Consider the following 11,513-nt stretch of genomic DNA (forward strand, 5'->3'; position numbering starts at 1 on the left):
CCAAAGACACACTTGCTACTTTAAATATTTATTCGCAACTTAATTAAAAATTTTGTTAGCGCTACAGCGAAAACGACACGTACTTTATTAGCCAATTACATAAACAAGCCACAAGAAACCAGTAGCTGTAGTCCGTTTGTACGAGTACTTAAGTGATAAATAATTATTTTCTCAACGCAAAATCTCTAACATGGAATCAAAAGACATCAGTAAATGTCCATTTCACGGCGAAAAATTATTAAAACAAGCAGTTGGTGGCGGTGGCACCAGAAATCAAGATTGGTGGCCTAATCAATTAAAACTAAACATTCTACGTCAACACTCTTCCCTATCCGATCCGATGGATCCCGATTTCAATTATGCCGAAGCATTTAAAAGTCTGGACCTCGAAGCGGTAAAGCAGGATCTACATGCTCTCATGACCGACTCACAGGACTGGTGGCCAGCTGATTTTGGCCACTATGGGCCCTTATTTATTCGTATGGCTTGGCACAGCGCCGGCACTTACCGTGTAGGTGATGGCCGCGGTGGCGCGGGGGGTGGACAACAGCGCTTCGCGCCACTGAATAGTTGGCCTGATAATGTGAGCTTAGATAAAGCCCGTCGATTGCTTTGGCCAATTAAACAAAAATATGGTCGTAACATTTCATGGGCCGATTTATTGATCCTTGCCGGAAATATTGCCTTGGAATCAATGGGTTTTAAAACTTTTGGATTTGCGGGTGGGCGCGAAGATATGTGGGAAGCCGAAGAAGATGTATATTGGGGAGCGGAAACGACGTGGCTGGGTGGTGACGTACGTTATACACACGGGTCAGAAGGTGTCGTGGAAGGTCATGGCGTACTGGTTTCAGATGATGATGCGGATGGTGACATCCACTCGCGTGACTTAGAAAAACCGCTGGCAGCGGTACAGATGGGACTGATCTATGTAAATCCTGAAGGTCCAGATGGCAATCCGGATCCTATTGCCGCCGCAAAAGACATACGAGACACTTTTAGCCGTATGGCCATGGATGACGAAGAAACTGTTGCGCTGATTGCCGGAGGCCACAGCTTTGGAAAAACGCATGGGGCAGCACCTGCAACCCATGTAGGAAAAGAACCCGAAGCTGCAGGATTGGAATCGCAAGGTTTAGGTTGGCATAACAGCTATGGTAGCGGTAAAGGGCCAGACACCATTACCAGTGGATTGGAAGTGATATGGACAACCACACCAACGCAGTGGAGCAATAATTTTTTCGAAAATCTTTTTGCCTTTGAATGGGAATTAACGAAAAGCCCGGCCGGTGCGCATCAATGGGTAGCGAAAGATGCGGGCGACATTATTCCTGACCCCTTTGATCCAACAAAAAAGCGGAAGCCCACCATGCTTACCACAGATCTTGCGCTACGGCTTGATCCTGGTTTTGAAAAGATATCAAGACGTTTTCTGGAAAATCCGGATGCTTTTGCAGATGCCTTCGCTCGTGCCTGGTTTAAATTGACTCATCGTGATATGGGACCCCGTAGTCGTTACCTTGGCCCGGATGTACCTAAAGAAGAATTAATCTGGCAGGATCCGATCCCCGCTGTTGACCATCCGTTGGTAGACGCCAATGATATCGTTATGTTAAAAGCAAAAATTCTTGCTACCGGCTTAAGTGTATCGGAATTAATTTCCACCGCGTGGGCTTCCGCTGCTACTTTCCGCAATTCAGATAAACGCGGGGGTGCCAACGGCGCTCGCATTCGCCTAGCACCACAAAAAGATTGGCCGGTAAATAATCCTCCTCAGCTCACAAAGGTATTACACGCTTTGGAAAATATTCAAAGGGAATTCAACAACGTGCAACCGGGAGGAAGAAGAGTATCACTCGCTGACCTGATTGTGTTGGCAGGATGCGCCGCCATCGAAAAGGCAGCGAAGGATGGGGGGCATGCCATCACGGTTCCATTTAACCCGGGGCGAATGGATGCTTCGCAAGAGCAAACTGATGTCGAATCCATTGCCTTTTTAGAACCTGCCGCTGATGGATTCCGTAATTATCGCAAGAATAAATCCTCCATACCTACCGAAGCACTGCTAATCGATAAAACACAATTGTTAGGACTTACGGCTCCGGAGCTAACGGTACTGGTAGGCGGTATGCGTGTACTGAACACAAACTTCGACGGATCCGCACACGGCGTTTTTACAAGTACACCCGGTGTATTAACGAACGATTTCTTTATAAATTTGCTCGATATGCGTACAGCATGGAAAGCGTCATCACCGGACCAGGAACTGTATGAAGGCTACGACCGCGCAACGCGGCAGCCCAAATGGACAGCCACGCGCGCCGACTTGGTATTTGGTTCAAACGCGGAACTAAGAGCCATTGCCGAAGTTTATGGAAGTTCGGATGGGAAAGACAAGTTTGTGAAAGATTTCGTTGCCGCCTGGACCAAAGTGATGAATGCAGATCGCTTTGATCTCAAGTAATAACTATAGTTTAAACAAAGCGATGGATGTTTCATCGCTTTGTTTTGCAGCTTCACGAACAACAACCGTGTATCATTTAACTTAGTAACCTAACTACCGATGAATTGACTCGTTGACCCAACCATCACATTGTCGTAATCCCCCCTTCACATTGCCAATTTCACCCCTCATCTCATAAGGCAATGGCCCGTACCTTTGTTTTATAAAGCGCTATATAAAACACAACAAGTTATTTTTCTATTTGCAACTATTATCTAAAACAAAGAATATGAAATCGTTAAGAACATGTATCATCCTTGCACTAATTGTCGTCTCACAAGGATTCCAAGTAAAACTTTATGCCCAGCCATCTCAGAACAAAACGGGTTATGCGCCAATAAATGGTTTAAAGATGTATTATGAAGTGCACGGCGAGGGAACACCGCTTGTACTGATTCACGGTTCGTTTATGACCATTCCGATGAACTGGGAACAAATTATTCCTCTTTTCAAAAACAGAAAAATTGTGGTAGCAGAGATGCAGGGGCACGGCCGTACAGCTGACATTCCCCGTGCGCTCAGTTACGAAAATATGGCGGATGATATTAGCGAGTTACTTAAACACCTTCACATCGATAGCGCTGACATACTCGGTTATAGCATGGGTGGCGGAGTTGCTTTCCAAATGGGTATCCGCCATCCGGAACAAGTGAAAAAACTAGTGATTGTATCTGGTGCTTATAAACACGATGGTTGGTGGCCCGAAACGGAAAAAACGTTCGCAACGATGACTGCAAATATGTTTAAAGGCTCGCCATTAGAAGATGCTTATAAAGCCCTTTCTCCTCATCCAGAGAAATTTAATGAGTTTTTCACCAAGACAATGAGCATTGATTTAAAACCTTACGATTGGACAGAAGACGTTCGTAAAATGGATATTCCTATCCTCATGTTATTAGGTGATGCGGACGGTATTCGCTATGAACATGCCAATGAGCTGATGCGCATGAAGGGTGGTGCTAAAATGGGCGACTTCGGCGAAATGTCTACTTCTCGCATGGCTATCTTACCAGGTACTACACATATCGGTATGATGGCAAGGGCCAGCTGGTGGATACCTATGGCTGAAGAGTTTTTAGACAATAAAAAAGAACCCAGTGTATTTATGGAATAGTCGGTAATATCGAAGCCTGTTTTGTACTTGCTAACGTATCGCTATATTGCTAAACATGAAATAAAAAAAGTCTTCAACCGGGGAGATTGAAGACTTTTAACTAACCAATTATAAACCTAAATTATGATGACACAAAGATAGTGTAAAAAGTACACACATCAAAATATTTTTGCCAACAATTTAACTTATTAAGTCGATTCGACATTTGGATGACAATAGTAGGGGCTGAATGGCTTCCGAATGATTGGTTATTGTTCCTCAAGCTTAGTCCTGTTCAACAACTTCGGCATCCAAAATCTGTATTTCCGCACCTTTCTCGAGATTGGTATTTAAATACACCTTTCCCCTTATTTTTAACGGATTGTTGGAAAACCTTGCCTTTCCACTTTTCATGGTCACCTGCACCAGTGGCGGGATCCCATTCTGACCGCAAAACATGCACTGCATCACGGGAAGAACCGATAGCATAAACATATGATGATCTCGTCCCAATTCAAAAGGCACCATATAACCGGGTAATGTTACCGTCGTATGATCCAAATCTTTCAATACCTTGGGAAAGTGAGGCGTATAAACGGTAGTACCGTCATCTTCTGTTGTAACTTTGTACATCAACTGATCAAAGGCCTCCCAAACCTCATTCATCATCAGCTGATGATCGGGCGTTTGAGCCTGTGCGGTGAAAGCCAACAAAAAAATCGATGCAAACAGTCGTCGAAATAACATATATTATTTAGCTAAGGTTTCCGAAATTGGAGTAGAATAGGCCTTGGCTGCAGGTATCAAGGCCGCGCTGAATCCCAGCAATAAAGCCGCCAGCACAACGGAAATTTCTTCGATCCCGAAACCATAGGCATCGACAAAATATCCACCTTCCTCTACAGCGATGGCAAGGGCGGCAATGTGAGCCAATAGAACACCGGATATAGCGCCCATTGCTGTAATCAGCATCCCCTCTAGTAGCATCAGCTTAAATAAGACGCTTTTAGCGGCACCCATAGACCGCATGATCGCCAGCTCATATTTCCTGTTTTTAAACGAGTTATAAAGACTGGCAAAGACACTTACAGCAGCCATTAGCATAAGTACCACAGCTAAAACGCTCGCCGCATCCAAACCGACTCCCATCATTGAAAACAAGCGAGCACTTTCTATCGCCGGCGAAGCAGCCTGCATGTTGGTAGTCTGATTAACCAGTCGTGGGAACATAGCGACGGCCGTAGGATTCTTATAACGAATCAACATACTTGTAATCTCTCTTCCTTGTACATTCATATTCAACAAGTCATGTAGCTCTTCCTTTTCTTGATGTTGACGCTGATGTTCCTGATGCTGATGCTCATGTTCATGCATATGCCAAACGCTTGACAAATTCGTCAGTACCAAGCGATCCGCTATACTACGACTCTCCTCCAAGATCCCTACGATAGTATAAGGATGATCACCGTGAAGATCTCCACTATCGGCCAGACCATGCGCTCCGACAATTTTATCCCCACATTTAAGTCCTTCTGATTTGGCTACTTCATGACCTATCACCGCTTCAAAGTCGCTCGCTCCCCATTTACCCGAAACTAAATGAAGACCATACAGGTCGAGAAAGCGGCTGTCAGTCCCGACAATCCGGAATCCTTGGTAATTATCTCCTATAGATAGTGGCACGGCCAACTTAACCAATGGATGAGCCGCTATTTTGCGCGCATCATCTAACAGAATATTTCCCGTAGGATAATCGACGTGAAAAATACTGCTTAAAATCAACTGCAAAGGACTTCCCTTAGCACCAACTACCAGATCAACGTGGCTGCCATTCAAGCTGATCTGCCGATTGATCTGCGACGACAGCAGCAAAACCAGACACAAAATCGCCGTTCCCAATGCAGACAGAAGTATGCAAAGTGCCGACGAGGAAAAATTATAAATAATAGTCTTCCAGACAATGCGGAATAGCTTCATTCTTTACAATATATAGGTGCTAGAAAATTTGTCCTTTAGTCTTTTATCATGCGTGGCAATTAGCAAAGTTGCACCGTAACTTTGTGCCTGCTCTAATAAAAGTGCAATCACGGCCTCCGCATTACGGTCGTCCAGCGCAGAAGTGGGTTCGTCGGCTATCAGCAGCCGAGGTCGGTTCACGAGAGCCCTAGCAATGGCAGCGCGCTGTAGTTGTCCCTGACTTAGCTCATGGGGATAACTTTTAATTTTGTCGCCCATATTTAATCTCTCCAATATCGCAGATAACTCACTCGTGTTTTCTGCTAATCCGGACAGCCAGCGAGCCATTTTGAGATTTTCAAGGACCGTTAGGCTTTTGATAAGATGGGCCTGTTGAAAAATCAGCCCAACATGCTGTCCGCGGAATTGGTCCATTCGCTTCGGAGATAATCCATAAATATCGACACCTGCTACCGTTACAATGCCCGACGACGGTTTCATAAGACCACATAAGACATGAAGCAAGGTGGTTTTTCCCGTGCCCGAATCTCCAAGAATCAGGCAATGCATCCCTTTGTCGACTCCAAATGCCGGAAACGATAAACCAATGCCATTCTTATACCGCACCTCGAGATCGCTATAAGATATAAGCACACTCATCTAGATTCATTTTTATTTTCGGCGATGCAAGCAGCGCAATGATAAGGCTTGTTGAATTTCCAATTTAAAAAATGGGCACCCGCGATGGTGAACCCTCCTAAGGGCACAAGGACCGGTTCCATTTCGTGAAAACCAAGTAAGTGGGCTCCAAAAATCAGTATAAAGCCTATGGTTAACATCAAAAGCGGTAACATCTTACGGTGATACTTGAGATAAGAAGGAATCAACGAAGCCATACCGACAAGCACCGATAAAGCAATTACAGCAACTTCCACCCAGGGATTGGACAGAAATTCGAGCCCAACTAGAGGCAGCAAGGTTATTACAAATGGCATCAATGCACAGTGGATAGCACATAAAGCGGAAGCCGTCATACCAACCCTGTCCATTTTTCCCAGTAACGTTACTTTCATGACTTTCATTATTTAATAATTAACAAATGCAATTAAGTTGCAAAATAACAAAACAGTATTTACATTTGCAACTTAATTGCATCAAAATGATACCACAAGATTTCGAAGCCTGGCATTACTGTATCACTAAAATGTGCGGCATACCTCTTTGTGCCGATTTTGCCAAAAGACGGTTGGCTATTTACAAACAAGACAAGCATCCCGAAACCATTGAATTTATCCGGTTGTATGGTCTTGATCATTATCGAAAAATTGTATCCTGGCTCGAAATAGTCGAAAAACAACGGTAACCCTTTAAACAAAGCGTATACCCCAAATTGGGACACGTAAAGAACAATTAGATATGACAATAAAAAAACTTCCTGTAACGGTATTAAGCGGCTTCCTAGGTGCCGGAAAAACGACCCTGTTAAATCATGTATTGCACAACAAGGAGAACCTAAAAGTTGCTGTGATTGTGAACGATATGAGCGAAGTCAATATCGATGCTCAAATGGTAAGTCGCGAAAATGTACTATCACGAACGGAGGAAAAACTCGTGGAGATGAGCAACGGCTGTATCTGTTGTACACTGCGGGAAGATTTGGTTGTCGAAGTGGAAAAGCTTGCCAGAGAGAATCGATTCGATTATTTACTTATCGAGAGTACAGGTATTTCGGAGCCGATACCCGTAGCGCAAACCTGGAGCTATGTAGATCAACAGCAAGGTATCGACCTCAGCTCGTTCAGTTACATTGATACCATGGTAACCGTAGTAGACTGTTTTAATTTCTTTCAGGATTTTAGCACACAGGAAACACTGCTTGACCGCTCGCTCACTGACGACGTATATGACAGCCGTGCCATTGTTAATCTACTTACAGATCAATTAGAATTCGCAAACGTCATCATCCTCAACAAGACGGATCTTGTCTCAGAAAATACAATAGGTACATTGGAAGCGGCAATCAAACAACTAAATCCCGATGCACGCATCATTCGATCCGCTTTTGGCAGGGTCGATCCGGCGACTATTATAAATACTGGTCTCTTTAATTATGAAGAAGCTTCAAATGCGGCTGGCTGGAAGAAAGAACTGGAAGATGAACACATACCGGAAACGGAAGAATATGGCATCTCTTCCTTCGTGTTCAGATCGCCGAAGCCTTTTCATCCGATGAGATGGTATAACTATCTTAATCAAGACTACCCCAATTCGATCATCCGCGCTAAAGGACTGTTTTGGCTGGCTTCCAGACCTGACAAAGCGATTAACTTCAGTCAGGCCGGCGGCAGCCTTCGCATAGAAAGTGCGGGCCACTGGTGGTGCAGCATGCCCTATGAAGAAAGAATTCGATACGCAGCCTATCATGAATACAAAGGAGAAATTGAGAAGAGATGGAATAAAAAATGGGGAGATCGTCAGAACGAGCTGGTATTTATTGGCCAGTACCTTAATAAGGAAAAATGTTTGAAAGAAATCGAAGGTTGCCTGCTCACAGATGCCGAAGCTCAAAATTGGCAAGACAAATTATGGGAAGATGTATTTCCACAATCGATATAATATGGTGTTTGGTTTGAGTGCCGGGCTACGGTTCGGCGCTCTTTGCTTCACCCTCTCTTTAGCCGCTACCTACTCGCTACTTTACCGCTAAAAGCTCACGTTTGCTACCCTAAAGGCGAATATACCGTGGATATACCGTGGATATGTGGCGAATATACCCCGAAAGAGGCCCCTACATACAGCCCTTTGAACCGAAGATTGTGTTGCAGAAACCGTCCCTTTCTAATGCCATTTTAATGAAAAACACCTATTATGCAACAGATTATGGCAAAATAATAAGAACGGAAAAATGCTGACGAATACCAAGATTCCAATTGCATATATATTTAGAAAAATTCGCGTACAAATAGTATATGTTATTATCATCGGCCTGATTGTGAAATCTATTGCTATTTATTTCATTGATTTCATTCCTCAAATGCCGATAGCTATACCGGCCTTCATAGGCACCGCGATTTCGGTTCTACTATCTTTTAATCTAAACCAATCGTACGACCGCTGGTGGGAAGCCCGGAAAATTTGGGGCGCGATTGTTAACGACAGTCGAAGTTTGGTTCTTCAATTACAATCCTTCGTAAGCGAAGAAAAGCAAGCCATTATCCGGCAGATAGCGCTTCGGCATGTTGCATGGTGCTATAGTTTAGGGCAGAATTTACGGGGTTTGGATCCGAAAAAAAACATAGAGGATCTAATCAATACAGAGGATATGCGAGAAATGGATAACCATAGTAACAAACCGCTAGCGCTGTTGCAAATGAATGCGTTACAAATTGCGAATTTAAAGAAAGATGGACATTTAACCGAATTCTATCATGTTCAATTAAACACAACTTTAGTTAAGTTCTCGGATGCGATGGGCATGGCAGAGCGTATAAAAAACACGGTCTTCCCGGTTACTTATCGCTTGTTTCTGCATTTTATGATTTACGTTTTTGTAGTTACTTTATCCATTTCGCTGGGTGAAATTGATAGTATATATGAAATACCGCTACTGGTGGTCATATCCGGATGTTTTCTACTGCTCGAAAGAACAGCCACTCATCTCCAGGATCCTTTTGATAATCGTCCAACGGATACACCGGTTACTGCCGTTGCACGAACCATCCATATTAATACCTGTAATTTACTGAAAGAAAGTAAAACACCGGCGCCGCTGAATCCGGAATCTTTTTACATTCTCTAACCTCCGGGTTCAAAAGAATTACACTAGGACAGGCTGCGGCAAGAAGCTATGAAGTATTGTATGTTTCATTTTAGCCTTTCCAGTTTGCCTTTACGTTTTACAATATTTTTATAATCCCATTGAATGGCTCTTGATTTTGCGAGCCAGCGTTGCAAATCGTCTGTATCAATTTCATCAACTGAATGATAGAAGATAGAGGCGTCTCTGAATTTACCTCCTCGTTGGTTTAACCCCTCTTCTCCGAAATCGGCCCCGCTCCAAAACATGAGTCGCACACCGGCTTTGAGTTTATTATAGCCGGCAATAGGATTGCCTTCCAAAAACCAAACGGGATGACGGTGCCATATCTTATTCTCCGCTTCAGGTAAGTTGCTACTGATTTCTTTGGCAAGTAATTCACAGATAGCTTGGTCTTCACCTTTAAGAAAACTGTTGTAGTCGAGAATTTCTTTAGCAATAATATTCTTCATTCTTTTAATTTCTTTAAAAATAAAAACATTTTTCTTACTTCATTTTTTTCTATCCGTTTTTTCCTTACGAGGTACAAAGCATTTTTAAGTGTATGATCCTTCCCACTTTCTTTTGAAACAAATGAAGGGGGCCTTGTGTTGCTTTTAAAAGATAAATCTGCTGATTATGGTAAACATAACTTCTGTATGGAAAGATAACTCGAAGCAAGGCTCCTTTCCTATTCTCGATCAGGACCTTACCGTAGACGTTGCAATCATTGGCGGCGGAATTACGGGTATTACCGCTGCCTATTTATTGGCAAAGCAAGGAAAAAAAGTAACCGTACTAGAAGCCCGTGCTATTGGCGAAGGCTCCACAGGATTTTCTACCGGGAATCTTTATGCCATACCGGGTAGCGAAGGACTGCATACCATTGAAAAGAAGTGGGGTAAGGAGCACGCGAGGCAAGTAGTTGAATCGCGGGCAGCCGCCATTGATTTTATCGAAGCGCGTATACAGGAGTTCAATATCAATTGCGGCTTTGTACATGTCCCTTGGTGTTTATTCTCCGAACAAGGGGAAAGTGCCTCTTACATCCAAAAAGAAAGAGAAGCAGTGGAAAGAGCTGGCCTAACAACATCGGATTTTATTCCATTTGATATAAAGCCAAGTGTCGGTTTCAGCATCGCCAATCAAGCTCAATTTAACCCTTTGCAATATACGGTTGCACTGGCTCAACATATTCAGTCAGATTCCTGTTTAATCTTTGAACACACCAAAATGATGAGTTATGAAGAAGGTGAACCCTGTACCGTCATAACTGATCGAGGTAAGATAACGGCAACAGAAGTAATTATGGCAACACACACACCCAAAGGCCTCTATTTCGTCCATTCTTCTATGGAGCCTTACAGGGAGTATGCCGTTGCAGCCACACTAAATGACAACTACCCTCCTAATGGAACTTATTGGGATATGATATCGAAACAGCATTATTCTATACGAACCTACGATACGGCCCATGGCAAAGTGCTGATGGTATTGGGAGAGAAGCATAAGGTTGGTACAGAGGAACACAACGAGTCGCGCTTCCGGAATCTAGAGAATTTCCTCCGCGAACGTTTTAATGTTAATTCCGTTGTTTACAGTTGGGCCGCTCAACAATATAAGCCGGCGGATGGTATCCCGTACATTGGCAAGAGCTCCGGTAGTAAGAAAACCTATATCGCTACGGGCTTCTCGGCCGATGGCTTAGTTTATGGGACCCTCGCTGCTATCATTATCAGTGCTGAAATCATCGGCAATCCAAACCCATGGAATAAGCTGTATGATGCTTCGCGCATTACGCCCATTGCGTCGGCCGCCAATTATATAAAAGCCAATGCTTCTGTTACCTATGAGTTAATTAAAGATTATTTATTTAAAGAAAATGTGGACCACTTCTCCGAAATAAAGCCAACGGAAGGTAAGATTATGGAGATTAAAGGGCAAAAATGTGCCGTATCCCGAAATCGAACAGGAGACCTATTCATTGTCTCAGCGGTCTGCCCCCATATGGGCTGTATTGTCCATTGGAATAGTGGTGAACAGTCTTGGGATTGCCCCTGCCATGGCAGTCGCTTTACGACAGATGGGGAGGTGATTGAGGGACCTGCAATAAGCGCTTTAGCCCCCATTCATCATGAACCGTCTAAATCGTAATACTGTCTTTT

11 protein-coding genes are annotated in these 11,513 nt (G+C 43.7%); 6 read left to right on the forward strand and 5 right to left on the reverse strand.

The genetic code is table 11. The annotated features are described in order from the left end of the window. Nucleotides 1-190 precede the first annotated feature (190 nt). Nucleotides 191-2,464 carry a catalase/peroxidase HPI gene (katG, locus tag M1D52_RS18120; protein WP_437393356.1) on the forward strand — a complete coding sequence of 758 codons (2,274 nt, stop codon included), beginning with the start codon at nt 191-193 and terminating at the stop codon, nt 2,462-2,464. Nucleotides 2,465-2,732: 268 nt separating this feature from the next. Then, nucleotides 2,733-3,617 (forward strand): alpha/beta fold hydrolase, encoded by an 885-nt coding sequence (locus M1D52_RS18125; RefSeq protein ID WP_437393355.1) that lies wholly within the window; start codon nt 2,733-2,735, stop codon nt 3,615-3,617. A 264-nt stretch (nt 3,618-3,881) separates the two neighbouring features. Here the strand turns inward: M1D52_RS18125 and M1D52_RS18130 are convergent, their stop codons facing one another. From M1D52_RS18130 to M1D52_RS18145, 4 genes are read right to left on the reverse strand one after another with little or no spacing between them, the layout of a single operon-like run. Continuing rightward, nucleotides 3,882-4,343: a hypothetical protein gene (locus M1D52_RS18130; RefSeq protein ID WP_013665863.1), complete on the reverse strand. Its 462-nt coding sequence runs from the start codon at nt 4,341-4,343 to the stop codon at nt 3,882-3,884. A gap of 3 nt (nt 4,344-4,346) precedes the next feature. Continuing rightward, nucleotides 4,347-5,573 carry an ABC transporter permease gene (locus M1D52_RS18135; protein ID WP_437393354.1) on the reverse strand — a complete coding sequence of 409 codons (1,227 nt, stop codon included), beginning with the start codon at nt 5,571-5,573 and terminating at the stop codon, nt 4,347-4,349. A gap of 3 nt (nt 5,574-5,576) precedes the next feature. Further along, complete coding sequence (locus M1D52_RS18140) at nt 5,577-6,212, reverse strand: ABC transporter ATP-binding protein (protein WP_437393353.1); 636 nt, start codon at nt 6,210-6,212, stop codon at nt 5,577-5,579. Then, nucleotides 6,209-6,625, reverse strand: coding sequence for a MerC domain-containing protein (locus M1D52_RS18145; RefSeq protein ID WP_013665860.1), 417 nt, complete (start codon nt 6,623-6,625; stop codon nt 6,209-6,211). The genes M1D52_RS18140 and M1D52_RS18145 overlap by 4 nt, the downstream gene beginning before the upstream one ends. 86 nt (nt 6,626-6,711) lie before the next feature. Between M1D52_RS18145 and M1D52_RS18150 the strand changes: the two genes are divergently transcribed. The 3 genes from M1D52_RS18150 to M1D52_RS18160 all read left to right on the forward strand — a co-directional run bounded on the left by M1D52_RS18150 (nt 6,712) and on the right by M1D52_RS18160 (nt 9,351). Then, nucleotides 6,712-6,915, forward strand: a complete 204-nt coding sequence (locus M1D52_RS18150) for a hypothetical protein (RefSeq protein ID WP_041387347.1) — start codon at nt 6,712-6,714, stop codon at nt 6,913-6,915. 53 nt (nt 6,916-6,968) lie between these two features. Beyond that, entirely contained in the window at nt 6,969-8,168 is a 1,200-nt protein-coding gene (locus M1D52_RS18155; RefSeq protein WP_437393352.1) for a GTP-binding protein, read from the forward strand. 289 nt (nt 8,169-8,457) lie between these two features. Beyond that, on the forward strand, nt 8,458-9,351 hold the full coding sequence (locus tag M1D52_RS18160) for a bestrophin family protein (RefSeq protein ID WP_437362862.1): 894 nt from the start codon (nt 8,458-8,460) through the stop codon (nt 9,349-9,351). 65 nt (nt 9,352-9,416) lie between these two features. Here M1D52_RS18160 and M1D52_RS18165 read toward each other — a convergent pair whose 3' ends face one another. Beyond that, nucleotides 9,417-9,821, reverse strand: coding sequence for a DUF1801 domain-containing protein (locus tag M1D52_RS18165; protein WP_013665857.1), 405 nt, complete (start codon nt 9,819-9,821; stop codon nt 9,417-9,419). A gap of 166 nt (nt 9,822-9,987) precedes the next feature. Here M1D52_RS18165 and M1D52_RS18170 point away from each other — a divergent pair, with 166 nt between their 5' ends. Then, complete coding sequence (locus M1D52_RS18170) at nt 9,988-11,502, forward strand: FAD-dependent oxidoreductase (RefSeq protein WP_437393351.1); 1,515 nt, start codon at nt 9,988-9,990, stop codon at nt 11,500-11,502. The last annotated feature ends 11 nt before the right edge of the window (nt 11,503-11,513 follow it).

It is taken from the genome of Olivibacter sp. SA151 (assembly GCF_054130995.1).

Coding starts and splice junctions, on each gene's coding strand:
- katG (WP_437393356.1), top strand. CDS start 191: ATGGAATCAAAAGACATCAGTAAATGTCCATTTCACGGCGAAAAATTA.
- M1D52_RS18165 (WP_013665857.1), bottom strand. CDS start 9,821: ATGAAGAATATTATTGCTAAAGAAATTCTCGACTACAACAGTTTTCTT.
- M1D52_RS18145 (WP_013665860.1), bottom strand. CDS start 6,625: ATGAAAGTAACGTTACTGGGAAAAATGGACAGGGTTGGTATGACGGCT.
- M1D52_RS18130 (WP_013665863.1), bottom strand. CDS start 4,343: ATGTTATTTCGACGACTGTTTGCATCGATTTTTTTGTTGGCTTTCACC.
- M1D52_RS18155 (WP_437393352.1), top strand. CDS start 6,969: ATGACAATAAAAAAACTTCCTGTAACGGTATTAAGCGGCTTCCTAGGT.
- M1D52_RS18160 (WP_437362862.1), top strand. CDS start 8,458: ATGCTGACGAATACCAAGATTCCAATTGCATATATATTTAGAAAAATT.
- M1D52_RS18170 (WP_437393351.1), top strand. CDS start 9,988: ATGGTAAACATAACTTCTGTATGGAAAGATAACTCGAAGCAAGGCTCC.
- M1D52_RS18150 (WP_041387347.1), top strand. CDS start 6,712: ATGATACCACAAGATTTCGAAGCCTGGCATTACTGTATCACTAAAATG.
- M1D52_RS18135 (WP_437393354.1), bottom strand. CDS start 5,573: ATGAAGCTATTCCGCATTGTCTGGAAGACTATTATTTATAATTTTTCC.
- M1D52_RS18140 (WP_437393353.1), bottom strand. CDS start 6,212: ATGAGTGTGCTTATATCTTATAGCGATCTCGAGGTGCGGTATAAGAAT.
- M1D52_RS18125 (WP_437393355.1), top strand. CDS start 2,733: ATGAAATCGTTAAGAACATGTATCATCCTTGCACTAATTGTCGTCTCA.